This is a genomic window from Gordonia sp. ABSL11-1 (assembly GCF_030315685.1).
Lineage (GTDB): Bacteria > Actinomycetota > Actinomycetes > Mycobacteriales > Mycobacteriaceae > Gordonia.
The window spans coordinates 68,641-86,140 of sequence record NZ_JASXSI010000001.1 but is presented as its reverse complement, the minus strand read 5'-3'; the positions used below and the strand labels follow the sequence as shown (position 1 = coordinate 86,140).

At 70.1% G+C, this 17,500-nt stretch carries 8 protein-coding genes; 7 read left to right on the top strand and 1 reads right to left on the bottom strand.

What is annotated here, in order from left to right:
* Positions 1 to 218 precede the first annotated feature (218 nt).
* From QSJ19_RS00375 to QSJ19_RS00365, 3 genes are all read left to right on the top strand, one after another.
* Positions 219 to 1,172, top strand: a complete 954-nt coding sequence (locus QSJ19_RS00375) for an ABC transporter substrate-binding protein (protein ID WP_286318132.1) — start codon at positions 219 to 221, stop codon at positions 1,170 to 1,172.
* Entirely contained in the window at positions 1,159 to 1,917 is a 759-nt protein-coding gene (locus QSJ19_RS00370) for an isocitrate lyase/PEP mutase family protein (protein ID WP_286317710.1), read from the top strand. Before QSJ19_RS00375 ends, QSJ19_RS00370 begins: the two co-directional genes overlap by 14 nt.
* A gap of 73 nt (positions 1,918 to 1,990) precedes the next feature.
* Positions 1,991 to 2,482: a beta-class carbonic anhydrase gene (locus QSJ19_RS00365; protein WP_286317709.1), complete on the top strand. Its 492-nt coding sequence runs from the start codon at positions 1,991 to 1,993 to the stop codon at positions 2,480 to 2,482.
* Between the two features lie 74 nt (positions 2,483 to 2,556).
* Here QSJ19_RS00365 and QSJ19_RS00360 read toward each other — a convergent pair whose 3' ends face one another.
* A complete protein-coding gene (locus QSJ19_RS00360; protein WP_286317708.1) occupies positions 2,557 to 3,492 on the bottom strand; it encodes a methionyl-tRNA formyltransferase in 936 nt (311 codons plus the stop codon).
* A gap of 182 nt (positions 3,493 to 3,674) precedes the next feature.
* Between QSJ19_RS00360 and QSJ19_RS00355 the strand changes: the two genes are divergently transcribed.
* Genes QSJ19_RS00355 through QSJ19_RS00340 form a run of 4 tightly spaced genes read left to right on the top strand, consistent with a single transcriptional unit; the run spans position 3,675 to position 17,483 of the window.
* On the top strand, positions 3,675 to 12,305 hold the full coding sequence (locus QSJ19_RS00355) for a non-ribosomal peptide synthetase (protein ID WP_286317707.1): 8,631 nt from the start codon (positions 3,675 to 3,677) through the stop codon (positions 12,303 to 12,305).
* A complete protein-coding gene (locus QSJ19_RS00350) occupies positions 12,305 to 14,173 on the top strand; it encodes an ABC transporter transmembrane domain-containing protein (RefSeq protein ID WP_286317706.1) in 1,869 nt (622 codons plus the stop codon). The genes QSJ19_RS00355 and QSJ19_RS00350 overlap by 1 nt, the downstream gene beginning before the upstream one ends.
* Entirely contained in the window at positions 14,170 to 16,110 is a 1,941-nt protein-coding gene (locus tag QSJ19_RS00345) for an ABC transporter ATP-binding protein (RefSeq protein WP_286317705.1), read from the top strand. The genes QSJ19_RS00350 and QSJ19_RS00345 overlap by 4 nt, the downstream gene beginning before the upstream one ends.
* On the top strand, positions 16,107 to 17,483 hold the full coding sequence (locus QSJ19_RS00340) for a lysine N(6)-hydroxylase/L-ornithine N(5)-oxygenase family protein (RefSeq protein ID WP_286317704.1): 1,377 nt from the start codon (positions 16,107 to 16,109) through the stop codon (positions 17,481 to 17,483). Before QSJ19_RS00345 ends, QSJ19_RS00340 begins: the two co-directional genes overlap by 4 nt.
* The last annotated feature ends 17 nt before the right edge of the window (positions 17,484 to 17,500 follow it).

Genomic DNA, 17,500 nt, shown 5'->3' with positions numbered 1-17,500 from the left:
GGACGGTGGGAAACACCCAGTTCAGGGTATCTGGGACGGGCGACTCGCGGGGCCTGTGAGCGGGTCTGCCGACCACCCTCCGCGGCACCCGTGTGCGCACAGGAGGTGCACGGTCGCGCCGGTGCTAGCGTGTTCGCGTGCAGCGCAGCGGCGAAACCCCGGTTCACACGGTCCGTCCCACCCGCCGTCTCCGCACGCCTGGGGTCGTCCCCCGGGCGATCGCCGTGACGGCCTGTGCGGTCGCCGTACTCGCCGGCTGCAGCGAGGAGGGACCGCTCACCACACCCGACGGGTCACCCATCTCGACGGTCACCACCCGCGTCGCCGAGGTGAACATCGTCAACGCCGACCGCGACCTGTCGAAGACCTGCCTGGCACCGACCGCCCCCGACGCCGGACAGACCGATGTCACACGCATCGTCGTCACCGACCCGTCGTTGCTCGACGCCGTCTGCGCCCTCGGCCTCGGTCCCGAGGTCGTCGCCGTCACCGCCGGCCCCGGCTCGGTTCCGGCCTACCTCGGGCCCCAACTCACCTCGGTGCCCACGATCGGGAGCACCCCGGATGCCGCAGCGGCGTCGGCGGCGGCGCCCGACGTCGTCCTCACGACACCCCGGACCACCGGCTCCTCGACCGCCTTCCCGGACGCCCGGGTCGTCACTGTCGCACCGTCGGCCGACTGGCAGGCGCGATTCCAGTCCGTCGCCGACGGCCTCGGTCGCCCGGAGACCGGCGCCCGGTTACTCGAGGAGTTCCGGACCGAGGCCCAGAAGACGGGACTGCGCATGGATGCGCAACACAATCAGGTGTCGCTCGTCCGGTTCACCGGCGACTCGGAGATGATCGCCGGTACCGGCTCGTTCGCCGGCGGGATCCTCGCTGACATCGGTGTGCAGCGCCCCGAATCGCAACGGTCGCCGCAGTCGTTCACGGTCACCGACAAGAACTTCACGGACGCGGATGGCGACCTCATCTACGTCAGCTTCCAGGGTGACCGCGGCCTGGAACACGGCAAGGAGGTCCTCGAGAGCGACCGCTGGCTCGACATGGGTGCGCCGACCTGGAAACGGGTTCTCGCAGTCGACGACCAGATCTGGTACGGCGGAGCAGGATTGTCGGCAGCATGGTTGGTACTCAACGACGTGAAGGGCTCCCTCGATGGCAACTCGTGATCTCGCGACCTCGGCACAGGCACTGCTCGATCTGCACCGTCCGGGCGATCCCGGCGTCTTTCCCACCGTGTGGGACGCCTGGTCGGCCGGACTGGCGGTCGAGGGCGGATTCGCCGCGCTGACCATCGGCAGCCATCCGGTGGCGGATTCGATCGGACGCGCGGACAACGAGGGCATGACGTTCGACGAACTGCTCACCCGGGTGCGCCAGATCAGCGGCGCGGTCGACGTCCCGTTGTCCGTCGACATCGAATCGGGGTACGGGGAGACCCCTGAACGCCTCATCGAGGGACTTCTCGACGCCGGTGCCGTCGGACTCAACATCGAGGACACCGTGCACTCCGAGGGCGGGCGGCTTCGCGAGGCCACCGAACACGCCGATCTCGTCGGCGCACTCCGCCAGGCGGCCGACGGCGCCGGAGTGCCGCTGGTCGTCAACGCTCGCACCGACGTGTTCCTCAAGCAGGTCGGCGAGGAGGCCGACCGTGTCGACCTCGCCATCTCGCGACTGCGCCTGTGCGCCGACGCCGGGGCGCGATCGCTGTATCCCGTGGGCTTCCACTCCGACGACGTCCAGCGCCGGCTGACCGCCGAACTGCCGCTGCCGGTGAACGCGATCGGCAATCCCGCGCAGGGCTCCCGCGCTCACTTCGCCGAGCTGGGTGTCGGCCGGGTCAGCTTCGGACCGCTGTGGCAGATGAATCTCGCCGAACGGGCCACCGAACTGCTCACTGACTGGCGCTGACCACACGCACGGGTTTTCCTCACCCTGGGCCCAACCCTCACGCCGGGATGCCCGGACATATAGACATCGACGCATGAGTGTCACGGACGAATACCTGGCCAACAACGCCCAGTACGCGAAGTCGTTCTCCGGTCCCCTTCCGCTTCCCCCGAGTCGACATGTCGCGGTGGTCGCCTGCATGGACGCACGACTCGATGTCTATCGGATCCTGGGACTGAAGGACGGGGAGGCGCACGTGATCCGCAACGCCGGCGGCGTCGTCACCGACGACGAGATCCGGAGTCTCGCCATCAGTCAGCGACTGCTGGGCACCACCGAGATCATCCTCATCCATCACACCGACTGCGGGATGCTGACCTTCACCGACGACGACTTCAAGCGCGACATCCAGACCGAGACCGGACAGAAGCCCGAATGGGCGGCCGAGGCGTTCGGAGATCCCGATGAGGACGTCCGACAGTCGATCACCCGGATCACGAACAGCCCATTCATCACCAAGACGAGCTCGCTGCGCGGATTCGTGTTCGACGTGGCCACCGGTGTGCTGAACGAGGTGACGGTCTGAAAGGTCGCGCCTGAGTGTCGCGCCCGAGAGGGCACGACCGACGGCGGAGCCGAGACCGGGCCGGCGCTGCCGGTTCAGCCGAGGTAGCCGCCCCCGTGCGGGAAGAACCTCTTCCCGTCGTGCTCCACCCCGTCGTCGGTGCGCAGTCGCTCGATCACCAGACCCCGGTTGCGGCCGAGATGGGCGTCCGCACCGGCGACGATCACCATCCCGTCGCCCTCGTGGATGAAGACACGGCCGGGAGTACCGCCGTAGATGCATTGCGACACCGAGGCTTTCGTCACCCGAATCCGCTCCCCCCGGAAATGCGTGTAGGCATTCGGGTACGGATCGGACTGTGCCCGGATCAGCCGGTCGATCTGGTCTGCCGGCCATGTCCAGTCGATGCGCGAGTCGCTGTCGGCACGCTTGTGGAAGAAGGTCCGCGCGGCGAGATCCTGAGGGGTCCACACCGCGGTGCCGGTCTCGATCAACTCCAGCGCCTCGGTGAGCACCTCCGGGATGATGTCGATGGTGGCGCGCACGAGTTCCGTCGCGGTCGACGTCGAGGTGATCGGCACCGACTTCTGCAGCACGATGTCTCCGGTGTCGAGGCCGTCGTCCATCCGGTGCGCGGTCAGACCCACCTCGGACTCCCCACTGATCAGCGCCCAGATGACCGGTGAGAAGCCGGTGAACTTGGGCAGCAGCGAGTCGTGCAGGTTGAGCGTGCCGTGGGGCGGGAGGTCGAAGAGCTCGCTCGGCAGCCACGTCCGCCAGTTGTTGGCCACGATGATGTCGGGTTCGGCGGCCTTGACCCGGGCGATCAGGTCGGCATCCGGCCGCTGGGCCAGATGGACGGGGATGTCGTGCGCGCGGGCCAACTCCTCGACCGAGTCCGACCAGATCGTCTCGTAGGAATGCTCACTCGGCGGATGGGTCACCGACAACACGACGTCGTGTCGCGAGTCGATGAGGGCCTCGAGGGTCTTGTGCCCCCACGTCTGGTAGCCGAAGGTGACGACGCGCATGGATGAACCTCATGTCGGAGAACGGGCGGAGAGTCGATGAGCTCGCGATCGTCGCGGGCCGTGCGATCGATCCACGCCCACCTTTGCCGACCGGGTGAGGATATGCAACCCTGACTTTTGCAAGGTTACGATTACCTGAGGCGCTGGGCCGGGGTAGCGCGTCCGGGACCGCGAGGAAGTACATGACGTCTGGCCGATACGACGGTGTCCCGTCTGACTCCCCTACCGCGACGGTGGGCGAGCCGTTCCCGCTGACCGCCGCCCAACGAGGGATCTGGTTCGCCCAGCATCTGCTGCCCGAGGTCCCGATCGTCATCGCCGACGTCATCGAGTTCACCGGCGGACTCGACGTGGATCTGCTCGACGAGGTGTGCCGGCGCGGCCTGCATGACGTCGGCAGCGGAATGCTCCGGCTCGTCGAGATCGACGGCGAACCGTTCCAGGTGATCGATCACACCCAGTCGGAGGCGTTCGCCCGGATCGACCTCCGCGACCGTGCCGACCCGGTCGCGGCGGCACACGAGTGGATGAGAGCCGACTACACAGCGCCGTTCGACCTACTCGAGGATCGCCTGATCCGTGGCGCCGTACTGCGACTCGGCGACGACCACTGGTTCTGGTACTCGTGCATCCACCACATCGTCGTCGACGGATATGGCGCGATCCGGTTCATCAACCGTGCCGCGGAACTCTATTCCGCGTTGCTGTCCGACGCGGACGACGCGGGCTACTCGGCACCCGAGTTGACCGAATTGCTCACTGCGGAAAGAGATTACCGTGGGTCCCGACGCTTCCGCACCGACCGCGACCACTGGGTGGCGAAGGCTGCGGATCTCCCCGAGCCCATCTCGCTCGCCGACGGAGCCGCCGTGCCCGACATCGTCCCCATCCGGGCGGGTGGCCCCTTCGGGTCGGACCTCGCCGAGCGCCTGGCGGGCGCGGCGGAGCGCCACGGGAGCATCGAAGCCGCCCTGATCGTGGCCGCCGTCGCCACCTATCTGTCCGTGGCCACCGACACCGAGGACGTCGTCCTCAGCCTCCCGGTGACGGCCCGCACCAATGCGGTCCTGCGACGCTCCGCGGGCATGGTCTCCAACGTCGTCCCCATCCGCTTGCGCATCCGCCCCGACACGACGATCGGCGACCTGGTCCGCGCCGTGGCGCTGGAACTGACCGGCGCTCTGCGACATCAGCGCTACCGGAGCGAAGATCTCCTGCGCGAGCTCGGCGGTCAGGGCGACAGCCCGTCACTCGGCGGACTCTACGGGCCGACGATCAACATCATGAACTTCCCGACCGACATCGCCCTGGGCCCGGTGCAGGGCCACTTCTCGGTGCTGTCCACCGGACCGGTGGCGGATCTCACGATCAGCGTCCACCCGGGCGCAGGCGGCGCGATGCAGGTCGACCTGCACGCCAATCATGCTCTGTACGACCAGCAGACCCTCGACGATCACCACCGGCGTCTCGTCCGTGTGCTCGACCACCTGGCCGACGCCGCCGCCGGTGACCGCATCGGCGACATCGACATCCTCACCGGCCCCGAACGCGCCGCGCTCGTCCCCGCGACCGGACGACCCTCGGTCGAACCGATCACGCTCGCGCGCCTCATATCGACTGCGGTGGAGGCGAATCCGGATGGCGACGCAATTGTCCACCCCGACGGCACGCTCTCGTACCGGAAGACGTGGATGCAGGCAGCCCGACTCGCGGATCGCCTGATCGCCGCGGGCGCCGAACCCGAGGAGTTCGTCGCGGTCGTCGTGCCACGATCACCGGGCTCCGTCCGCGCGATGTGGGCGGTCGCGGCAACCGGTGCGGCATTCGTCCCGATCGACCCCGACTACCCCACCGAACGCATCGCGTTCATGCTCGACGACAGCGGCGCGACGGTGGGCGTCACGACCGCGGCACTCCGCGACCGACTCCCCGATCACGTCGACTGGATCGTGCTCGACGACATCGCGGTCGCCGACGTCGTCGGCAAGAATCCGGCCGTTGCCACCCACTCCGACGTCATTACTCCCGTTATTACTCCCGTTCGTCCGCGCACGCCGCTCCGGCTCGAGCAACCGGCGTACCTCATCTACACCTCCGGGTCGACGGGCCGGCCGAAGGGCGTCGTCGTCTCCCACCACGGGATCGCGAACCTCGCCGCCGAGCGCCGGATCGGATATCGGGTCGAGCCCTCGTCGCGGTTCCTGCACAACACGTCGCCCGGTTTCGACATGGCTGTCGGCGAGCAGATCGCGGCGCTGTCCGCGGCAGCCGGACTCGTCGTCGCGCCCCCCGGTCTCACACCCGCCGAACTCGCGGCCCTGATCCGCGACACCGGGGTGACGCACGCCCTGCTCACCCCGACGGTGCTTGCCACACTCGACGTCACCGACCTCGACGGGCTCCGCATGCTCGGCGTCGGCGGCGAGGCGGTCACCACCGATCTCGTCCGCCGGTGGGCGCCCGGGCGCTCGATGCGCAACGGCTACGGCCCGACCGAGGCGACCGACATCTCCACGGTCGCCGAGTTGCACGCCGACCGACCGGTCACGATCGGACGCGGCGTGCACGGCTTCGAACTCCTCGTCCTCGACTCCCGGCTCCGGCCGGTCCTGCCCGGCACGCGGGGGGAACTGTATGTCGCCGGCCCCGGCGTCGCCCGCGGCTATCACCGTCGTCCCGATCTGACCGCCGGCCGGTTCGTGGCGAACCCCTGGCATGCCGGCGGCCGGATGTATCGCACCGGCGACGTCGTCAGCTGGACCGGGAGCGACGGCGCCACAAGCGAACTGCGCTACCACGGACGGTCGGACAACCAGGTCAAGATCCGCGGCCGGCGTATCGAGCTCGGCGAGATCGAGGCCGTCGTCGGCGGCGCCCCGGCTGTCACGCAGAGCGTGGTCACGGTGCGCGACACCGATCTCGGTCCGCGGCTCGTCGCCTATGTCGTGGCCGATGCCACCGCTGATGTGTCGGCTCTGCGACAGCACTGCGAGACCCGACTCCCGACCGGTCTGTCCCCCGATGCCTTCGTGGTGCTCGACGAACTGCCCCGCACGGCGAACGGCAAACTCGATCACGCGCGACTGCCGTTGCCGACATTCTCCGCCGATGTCGCCTACCGTGCGCCGTCCGGGCCGACGGAGCAGACGCTCGCCGAGGTCGTCGGCGAGGTCCTCGGGGTCGCCCGCGTCGGCGCCGACGACTCGTTCTTCGGGCTCGGCGGCGACAGCATCGCCGCCCTGACCCTGGTGTCCCGGGCCCGCGCCGCGGGACTGCACATCACTCCGCGAGATGTGTTCGAACGCAAGACCGTACGCGCGCTGGCCACCATGGCCACGACGGACGACCGACCCCGACTCGCCGAACTCGACGGCGGCGGAGTGGGCTCGCTCCCGACGACACCGATCATGCGCTGGCTGCTCGATCGGCCCGGCGGGATCGACCGCTACGCGCAGCATCTCGTCCTCGAACTCCCGCACGGCATCACCCGCGAAGGCATTCTGGCGACGCTGACAACCGTCATCAACCGGCATGACGCTCTGCGCGCCCGGCTGGCCGACGGGGCCTCCGAACCCCGGTTGGAGATCCCGCCGACCTCTCCCCTGGATCCGGATGCGGTGCTGAGCACACACGACATCGGCGACGGCGACCCGCGCGCGGCGGCCCAGGCCGCGCTGGATTCGGCGCTGACCCGTCTCGATCCCCGGTCGGGCAGGATGGTGCATCTCGTCTGGCTGCGTCGCACCGCACCTCTGCGAGACCTGGCGGTCCTGGCCGTCCATCATCTCGTGGTCGACGGTGTGTCCTGGCGAATCCTGGTGCCCGATCTGATCACCGCGTGGACCGCCGTCGCCGACGGCCGCACGCCGACGCTGCCCGACACCGGTACGTCGCTGCGTCGCTGGGCGCACGCACTCACCGAACGTGCCGATGCGATCGCCGATGCCGAGAGCACTTACTGGACAGAGCATTTCGCCGACATTTCGCGGGTGCCGGACATGGCGCTCGATACCGTGCGCGACGTCATGTCGACCGTCTCGCGGGTCGAGCTCTCCCTCGACGCCGATCTGACCCGCGCGGCGGTCGACGCCGTACCGATCGCCCTGCACGCCACCGCCGAGGAAGTGTTGCTCGGCACACTGATGGTCGCCGTCGCCGATGCGGGGATCAGCGATCCGGTGGTGCAACTCGAAGGCCATGGGCGTGAGGACGATCTGGTGCCCGGCGCCGACCTGTCGAGGACCGTCGGATGGTTCACCGCCGCCTACCCGGTCTCGGTGGATCTCGTCGCCGCAGCGGCCGCACCCGCGGCCGAGCGAGCGATCGCCGCCGTCAAGATCGCGAAGGAGGCGATCCGTCGGGTTCCCACGCGCGGCGCGGGATACGGTGTGGCACGGTATCTCTCGGCCCGCGACATCCCGAGTATCGCGGCGACGGTCGGGTTCAACTATCTGGGGCGGGTGTCGAGCGCACAGCTTCCCGCCGGGGTCGCCGAGATCGGCTGGGTACCCACCGAGACCGTCGGGACTCTCGAACTCCGGCCCGACGGCGACATGCCCGCGGCGGTCCCGTTGGACGTCAACGCGATCGTCATCGGCGCCGCGGAGGAGCCCGCGACCCTGCAGGCCACCCTCGATCATGTCGACCGCCTGATCACGTCGGACGCCGCCGCTCGGATCGCGTCCGGTTGGCGCACCGCTCTGCAGGAAGTCGACGCAGCGGTCCGCGCGGGCGCACACGGATGGACACCGTCGGATGTCGCGCCGGCCCCGGTCGATCAGCCCGATCTGGACCTGCTGGCGCGACGCTTCCCGGGGCTCTCCGATGTGTGGCCGACCGCGCCGCTGCAGAAGGGCTTCGCCTTCCACTCGGCCCTGACCGCCTCGACCGGGCCGGTGCGGGCGGCCGACCGCAGCGACGTCTACGTCTCGCAGGCCGTGGTGACGCTCGAGGGTCCGGTCGACCCCGAGCGGGTGCGTCGCGCCGCCGACGAGGTCGTGGCCCGCCATCCGGCCCTCCGGTCGGCATTCGTTCCCACCGCCCGAGGCGATCTCGTCGCCGTCGTCGTCGAGGGCTGCACCCCGGGCTGGCGGCACGTCGATCTGACCTCGACGGCCGGCGGTGTCGATGTGACCGCGGCCGCCGTCCGCGCCGAGGACTTGTCCCGGCCGTTCACGTTGGATCGCCCGCCGCTGCTGCGGTTCACCCTCGTCCGCCGGGCCGGCGAGCTCCATGACCTCATCGTCACGCTGCACCACATCGTCGTCGACGGCTGGTCGATGCCGCTGCTGCTGCGTGATCTGCTCAGCTGCTACACGGCCGGCCCGTCGGTGGCGGAGCTCCTGGGTCCGGCCCCGTCCTATCGGGCCTTCCTCGAATGGATGTCCCGACAAGATGTCTCGCGGTCGACGGAGGCCTGGCGGCAGGCGTTCGACGACGTATCACTGCCCACTCTTCTCGCGCCGGAACATGATCCCTCGACCGCGCCACCGACTCCCGGGAGAATCGTCGTCGACCTCGACGCCGCACTCTGGGATCGGATGATCGCGCAGGCGACCGCGGCCGAGGTCACCCCGAACACCGTCATCCAGGGCCTCTGGGGACTGCTGCTCGGACGTCTGACCGAGTCCCGCACCGACGATGGCGGCACCGACGTCACCTTCGGCGCCACCGTCTCCGGCCGGCCCGCCGACGTCGAGGGCGTCGCCGACATCGTCGGCCTGTTCATCAACACCCTGCCGGTCCGGGTGCGTGCTCGGCCGGATGACGCCGTGGAGCAGGTCTGGCGACGCCTTCACGACACCCAGGCGTCGATCCTCGATCACCAGTACCTGGGCCTCACCGATATCCACCGGGCCGCCGGGGACGGAGCCCGGTTCGACACCCTGGTCGTGTTCGAGTCCTATCCGATCGATGCCGCCACGATGAGTGCGTCCACGCCGGTCGACGGTGTCCGCGTCGTCGACATCGTGACCGACGAGCTCACCCACTATCCGTTGAGCCTCACGGTGACCCTGCACCCGCAACCGCGGATCACCTTCGGATACCGACAGGACGCGTTGCCGGAGAGGACCGTTCGCGACATCGCGGTGCGCTTCGAGCAGATCCTGCGTGCAGTCGTCGACGACCCCACCATCGCCGCCGGATCGATCCCGGTGCTGACGCAGGAGGAACGACGTGATCTGGTCCCGCTGCGTGGTGCGGATCCCGAATCGCCGCTGACGCTGCGAGAGATCGTCCGACGCGCCGTCGACCGCGCTCCCGAGAACATCGCGATCCGATGGGCCGGAACCTCGTTCACCTATGCCGAAGCAGACAGATGGTCGGATGCGCTCGCCGAGAAGCTGATCACCGCCGGGACGGGGCCCGACACCTTCGTCGCGATCGCGCTGTCGCGCAGCGCCCACTCGGTCCTGTCGACGTGGGCCGTCGCCAAGACCGGTGCGGCCTTCGTGCCGATCGACCCGGCGTATCCGGCCGACCGGATCTCGTTCATGCTCGGCGACTGCCGAGCACGCATCGGCATCACCGATCGCCCGACGCGATCCGGTCTCCCCGATGACGTGGCCTGGATCGTCCTCGACGACGCCGTCCTCGACGACCTCGAGCGGGGACCGGCGTCCGAGCTCCCGGCGACCTCCGACCGTGTCGATGACGGCGCCTACATGATCTACACCTCGGGTTCGACAGGTCGGCCCAAGGGTGTGGTCGTCACCCACCACGGGCTCGCCAACCTCGCGACCGAACGACGACTGCGGTACCTCGTGGAGCCGTCGGCCCGCTACCTGCACAACAGTTCTCCGAGCTTCGACATGTCGATCGGCGAACTCCTCGCCGCGCTCTCCGCATCGGCGACCCTGGTCGTCAGCGATCCCGAACAGGGACCCGACGCACTGCCGGATCTCATCGACCGCGAGCAGGTGACCCACGCCGTCCTGCCGCCCGCGCTGCTGTCGGTGACCGAACCATCGGAGCTCGAACGCCTGCGGGTCCTGGGAACCGGCGGCGAGGCCGTGGGTCCGGAACTGGTGCTGCGATGGGGACCGGGCCGTGCGATGCGCAACGGCTACGGCCCCACCGAGGCCACCGACATCGCGACCGTCGCCGAGCTCGATGCGGCTGCCGTGGGAGCCGGCGAGCCGGTGACCATCGGCCGTCCGGTCATCGGGTTCGCGCTGCTGGTCCTCGACCGGGCACTGCGTCCCGTGGCCCGCGGCGTCGTCGGCGAGCTGTACGTCGCCGGACCCGGGCTGGCCCGCGGATACCACGACCGATTCGGGCTGACTGCGGAGCGATTCGTCGCCGACCCGTTCGGCGCACCCGGTGACCGCATGTATCGCACCGGCGACTTCGTGTCGGTCTCGCACGACGACTCACTCCGGTACCTCGGGCGCGCAGATCGTCAGGTGAAGATCCGCGGCCACCGGATCGAGCTCGGCGAGATCGACGCCGCACTCATGCGGTATCCCGGTGTCCGACATGCGGTCACCGTCGGACGTACCGGCCCGCAGTCCTCCGCCCACCTCGTCGGATATGTCGTCGCCGACGCGGCGGCGGCACCCGGGCACCCACGGCCGGTCGACATCCTGGCCGCGCTGAGGTCCTCGCTCCCCCGATATGCGGTCCCGTCCGCGATCGTGATCGTCGACCGGATCCCGACGACGCCGTCGGGCAAGGTCGACGAGCGCGCCCTGCCCGCACCGGATGTCGTCTCCTCGCGCCCCTTCGAGCCGCCGGCCACCGACTCCGAGCAACTCGTCGCCGACGAGTTCGCCACGGCGCTCGGCGTGGACCGGGTCGGTGTCCACGACGACTTCTTCGCGATGGGCGGGACGTCGCTGTCCGCCTTCGCCCTGGTCGCCCGGCTGCGCGATCGGGTCGGGGTCCCGTTCCCGATCTCCGTTGTCCTCGACGACCCCACCCCTCGCGGACTGGCCCGCCTCCTCGACGATCCCGAACCCGTCGCCCAGGACGCCGCCCTGGGCACCCTCCTGCCGATCCGTGCCAGCGGCTCGGGTGCGCCGCTGTTCTGCATCCACCCGGCGATCGGACTGTCCTGGGGTTACGGCGGTCTCACGCGCCACATCACCGACCGCCCTCTCTACGGCGTCCAAGTGCCGGGTATCACCGGCGACGACCCCGTCACCGACGTCGCGTCGATAGACGACCTGGCCGGCCGGTACGTCGACGAGATCCGGCGGGTCCAGCCGACCGGTCCCTACCATCTGCTCGGCTGGTCGATGGGTGGAGTCATCGCCCACGCCATGGCCTCTCGTCTGATCGCCGACGACGAGACCGTGGCGTCGCTGACCATGCTCGACAGCGTGGCTCCGGCGAGTACGGGCCGTCCGGCGCCGACAGGTCTGCGGATGGACGATCTGCTCGGCGCACTGGGTCTCGACCATCAGTCCCTCGACACCGGCGCGAGCCCGGGTGATCCCGTCTCGGCGGACGCGGTCAACGAGCTGCTCGCGCACATCGAAGACGCTCCCGTCGGCATCCACGGTGACACCGTCACCTATCTGATCGAGGCCGCCGCCCACACCCACGGTCTGCTGACGCAGCACCGACCGGCCGCCGTCGCAGTGGATCTCCTGTACATCGGCGCCGATCCGGACCGCATGCACCTCGCCGCAGACCGCGGCGGCTGGGACGCCCACATCGAGGGTGTGATCGACGCGGACTCGGTCGCGTCGACGCACTGGCAGATGTGCTCCTACGAGACCCTCGCCACGATCGGTCCCCGCATCGATGCACACCTGTCCCGGTCCGACGCCGCCCAATCGTCTGCCGCACACCGAGAGCAACCGTGATGGTGGCCGCCGACCACACCGCACCGGAACCCGCCACCGGCACCCGCCTCCTCCGTGAGGGCGTGCGCATCCACCGCGGGCGTCTCGTCGCGGCGACGGCACTGATGTCGGTCCATCAGCTCTGCGAGGTCGCGGTGCCGGTGCTGATCGGCGTGATGGTCGACCGGGCCATCGCCACGACCGACCCGGTTGCGTTGTCGGCGTGGATCGGCGTGCTCGCCGCAGTGTTCGTCACGTTGACGATCTCCTACCGTCTCGGCGCGCGGGCAGCCATGCAGACCACCCAGGACGAGGCCCATCGACTGCGGATGCGATGTGCGGAGTCGGTCCTGACCCGAGTGTCGCACGACCCTGGCCGCCGATCCGGGGACGTACTGTCCATCGCCAACTCCGACGCCGACGAGACGGGCAATCTGTTGCGGTTCGTCCCGCAGACCGGCTCGGCCGTCGCCGCTCTGGCAGCATGTGCGGTCGCGTTGCTCTCGGTCGACGTCGTGCTCGGTGTGATCGTGCTGATCGGTGTGCCGCTCGCGCTGTCCCTCGTACAGATCGTCACGCCGATCGTGACCCGTCGTGTCGGCACGCAGCAGCACCACATCGGCCGCGCCACCGCGATCGCCACCGACCTGATCACCGGGTTGCGGCCGTTACGGGGTATCCGCGCCGAATCAGTTGCCGCACTCCGCTATCGAGCGGTCAACGACGACGCCCGTACGGCCATGCAGCGGGCTGCGATCGGACACGGCACGTTCTTCGGCACGGCGACCGGCGTGACCGGCGTGCTCGCCGTCGCGGTCGCGACGCTCACCGGATGGTTCGCCCTCACCGACCGCATCAGCGTCGGCGCTCTCATCGCCGTCCTGGGACTCGCCCAGTTCCTCACCGAGCCGCTCGCGCTGCTCGCGATGTTCCCGGGTCGCGTCGCGACGGCCCGCGCGTCGGCCGCACGGGTGGCATCGGTGATCGGCGGCGGTTCCCCGTCGGCTGCCGAGCCGTCGCATGCCGAGCCGTCGCCTGCCCAACGGCTACCTGACCGGCAGTTCTCCGGCCGGCCGCTGCCCGACGCGGTCCCCGATATCCACTCCCCGCACGGCCCGGTCATCGACATCGTCGACGAGGTCGGCGAGGTCCGGGTCGCTGACGGCGAACTCGTCGTCGTGACCGCACCGACCGCACGTTCGGCGCAGCGCGTGGTCGAGCTGCTCGGCGGGGTCCAGAAACCCCACGACGGACGGGCCGCGGTGTCCGGCCGGGCCGCGATGCCGGGCCGGGATGCGAGCGATCTCCCGACCGACGTCCGCCCCGGCGGGTTGCTCGTCGAACCCCACCGTGTCGACCTCTTCACCGGCACCATCGGCGACAATCTCACCCTCGGCCGGGCCGCCATCGACCGGCGCGACGCTCTGGATCTCCTGAGGGCCATGGGGAGTCGGGACATCATCGACGGCGCTCTCCCCGCCGGCGATGCCCTCCCCACCGATGGCTCCCCGGCCACCGACGACGCCGTCACCCGACATGCCGATGCCGATGTGGCGTGGTCGCTTCCGGTCGCCGATCGGGGGCAGTCGCTCTCCGGCGGCCAGCGGCAGCGCCTGGCGTTGAGCCGTGCGCTGCTCACCGACCCGGCCGTGCTCGTCCTCCACGAGCCCACGACCGCGGTCGACTCGGTCACCGAGAGCACGATCGCGCGGGTGGTGCATGCGCGGCGGCACGGTGTCCGCCACGACCGGACGACCGTGGTCGTGACCACGAGCCCCGCGTGGGCGGCGGTCGCCGACCGGGTCGTCGCCACGCGCGACATCCCCGGTGGACCGGACCAGCCGACGGCGCCCGAGAGCGCTCGGTCCCACCGGAGGGCCGACCGATGAGCGACCCGCCCGACCTCGCGGGATCAGCCGATCCGATCGGCGGAACCGTGATCCTGCCGATCGCCACGGCACGCCAGACCCTGCGGCACCTCGCCGAAGGCCTTCGTCGGCGCCCGGTGCGGTCGTCGTCGGTGCTCCTGCTGTGTGTCGTCGCCGCCGTCGCCGGCGTGGTGCCGTTGCTCGCCCTCGGGGTCCTCGTCGATCGCGTCACCGAGCACGCTGCCGTGTCGACGCTGATCCCCATCGCCGCCATCGCCGGAGTGGCCGCACTCATCGGCGGCCTCGCCGCGGGCGCCACCATGCATGCAGTCGCCCACCTCGGCGCCGACCTGCTCGCGGACACGCGGGAGGCGGCCCTGACGAGTGCGCTGCACATGCGCCGAGATCTCATCGAGGACGCCGGCCGCGGCGATCTGCTCTCGCGGGTGAGCAACGACGTGACCGCCGTCAACCGCGCGGTCACCACCGTGTTGCCGACGGTCGTCACCGCTGTCGCATTGGCGGGAGTCACCCTGGTGGCGATGCTCGGCCTCGACTGGCGACTCGGACTCGCCGGCGCATTGGCCGTTCCGTTCTACGTCGTCGCACTGCGGTGGTATCTCCCCCGCTCCGGTCCGGTCTACGCCGCGGAACGCCGCGCTGCCGCCGACCGTGCGCATGCACTCGTGGAGACGATCGGCGGACGCGACACCGTCCGCGCCTACGCCGCCGAGACCTGGGCCCTCGGCGAGGTGGCCCGTACATCCGGCCGCACCCGAGACCTGGCGATGGCGGCGTTCGCTCTCTTCACCCAACTCGTCGGCCGCGTCAACCGGGCCGAGTTCGCCGGTCTGGCAGCGATTCTGGTCGTCGGCTACTGGGCGGTGTCGTCCGGGGCGACAACAGTCGGTGCGACCACGGCGGCCGCACTGATGTTCCACCGACTCTTCAATCCGATCGGCATGATCCTCTACAGCGCCGCCGATCTGCAGCTCGCCGCCGCCGGCCTCGCCCGCCTCATCGGCGTCACCCAGGCCGAGCGGGGAGCTGCGCACCCGACCTCTGCGTCCGACGCGCACGCCCCCGCCGACCTCACCCTCGACGGCGTCGGCTTCTCCTACCGGACCGGACGGCCGGTCCTGCGCGGGATCGACCTGCACGTCCCGGCGGGACGCAGTCTCGCCCTGGTCGGCGCGAGCGGTGCCGGCAAGTCCACGATCGCCGGCATCGTCGGCGGCACGCTCATCCCGGACGCCGGTCGCGTGGTCGTCGGGGGCGACCACAGCGTCTACACCGTCAGCCAGGAGGTGCATGTCTTCGCCGGGCCACTGATCGACGATCTCCGGCTGGCCTCTCCCGACGCGTCGGCCGCCGAGGCCGAGAAGGCGTTGCGCAGGGTCGGCGCCACCGACTGGGTGCACGCGCTGCCGGACGGAGTCGACACCGTCGTCGGAGACGGCGGCTACCGCCTGACCGACGCCCAGGCCCAACAGGTCGCGCTGGCGCGGCTCCTGCTCGCCGACCCCCGGGTCGTCGTCCTCGACGAGGCGACCGCGGAAGCGGGCAGCCACCACGCCGTCGAACTCGAGGAGGCCGCCGACATCGCCATCGCCGGACGAACCGCCGTGATCATCGCCCACCGCCTCAGTCAGATCCGGTCCGCCGATGCGGTCGCGGTCCTCGACGGCGGAAGCGTCATCGAATACGGAACCCCCGACGACCTCATCGCCGCCGGCGGACATCTGACCCGTCTGTGGACGGCGTGGGCGGGGCCCACCGTGTCCGGAGACGCCTCCGCCTCCGACGCCGTACCTCCCCACCCGGATCACCGCCCCCACCACCCGTCCATCCACCCCCACCCATCCAGTCGTCACCCCCACCCGTCCAGTCACCCCCACCCGTCCATCCACCCCCACCAACAGCCTCCCCCGCACGACCATCCCGAGGATCACCGATGAACGACTCAGCCCCCGGCCACCATCAGACACCGACGCTGCACGGCGCATCAGGCACCGACGACCCCGGCCCGGTCGACGTCCTCGGTGTCGGGTTCGGCCCCTCGAACCTCGGACTCGCGATCGCGGCGGCCGAGTACAACGCCGAGCACGCCGGGCCACCGCTGACCCTCGGGTTCGTCGAGCGCCAGCACCGATTCGGCTGGCACACCGGAATGTTGTTGCCCCGCACCACCATGCAGATCTCGTTCCTCAAGGACCTGGTCACCCAACGCAATGTGCACAGCCGGTACTCGTTCCTGAGTTATCTCGCCGCCCAGGGACGGCTGATCGACTTCGTGAATCACCAGACCTTCTTCCCCACTCGACACGAGTTCCACGACTACCTGGAGTGGGCGGCACGCACCGTCGGCGCCGCCGTCACCTATGCGACGACGGCCACCGCCGTCCGCCCGGTCGACGACCACTTCGAGGTCACCCTGGCCGGGGTCGGCGCCGGCGTCGTCCGGGCCCGCAACGTCGTGGTGTCCACCGGCCTCACCGCGCGCCTGCCCGAGGGTGTCACGCCGTCGGTGCGGGTGTTCCACAACCATGATCTCCTCGGTCGGCTCGCCGATCTCCCCACACCCCGTCACGGCCGGTTCGTCGTCCTCGGCGCCGGGCAGAGCGCGGCCGAGACGGTGGAGTATCTCCATTCCACGCATCCGGACGCCGAGGTCCACGCCGTGTTCGCCAAGTACGGGTACAGCCCGGCCGACGACAGCCCGTACGCCAACCGGATCTTCGATCCGAGCGCCGTCGACGACTTCCACTCGTCGACACCCGACTTCCGACGTCGACTGATGTCCTACCACCGCGCCACCAACTACTCGGCGGTCGACCTGCCGCTGATCGAGGAGCTCTACGCCCGCGAATACGCGGAACGTGTGTCCGGCGAGCGGCGGCTCTTCATGCACGGCGCGTCCCGGGCGCTCCGCGTGGACGACCGCGGCGACGGCGTCGTGGTGACGGTGGCGCACGAGCCCACCGGCCTCACCGAGGACCTCGTCTGCGATGCCGTCGTGTGCGCCACCGGCTTCCATCAGATGGATCTGGGTGCGGTCCTCGGCGACCTGGCCGCCGACGTCGTCACCGAGGACGGCGGCCCGGCGGTGACCCGCGACTACCGACTGATCACCCGGACCGCCACCACCGAGGGATCGATCTACCTGCAGGGCGGCACCGAACACACGCACGGCATCTCGTCGTCGCTGCTGTCCAACGTGGCCGTCCGGACCGGTGAGATCGTCCGAGCCGTCGCACGGGACCGGGCCTCATCCGGCCGGACACCGACCGCACGCGCAGCGGCGCACGGCGCCGACGCCGTCGGAGGCTGACACTGTCCGACCGACGG

Coding starts and splice junctions, on each gene's coding strand:
- QSJ19_RS00370 (WP_286317710.1), top strand. CDS start 1,159: ATGGCAACTCGTGATCTCGCGACCTCGGCACAGGCACTGCTCGATCTG.
- QSJ19_RS00365 (WP_286317709.1), top strand. CDS start 1,991: ATGAGTGTCACGGACGAATACCTGGCCAACAACGCCCAGTACGCGAAG.
- QSJ19_RS00360 (WP_286317708.1), bottom strand. CDS start 3,492: ATGCGCGTCGTCACCTTCGGCTACCAGACGTGGGGGCACAAGACCCTC.
- QSJ19_RS00355 (WP_286317707.1), top strand. CDS start 3,675: ATGACGTCTGGCCGATACGACGGTGTCCCGTCTGACTCCCCTACCGCG.
- QSJ19_RS00350 (WP_286317706.1), top strand. CDS start 12,305: ATGGTGGCCGCCGACCACACCGCACCGGAACCCGCCACCGGCACCCGC.
- QSJ19_RS00345 (WP_286317705.1), top strand. CDS start 14,170: ATGAGCGACCCGCCCGACCTCGCGGGATCAGCCGATCCGATCGGCGGA.
- QSJ19_RS00340 (WP_286317704.1), top strand. CDS start 16,107: ATGAACGACTCAGCCCCCGGCCACCATCAGACACCGACGCTGCACGGC.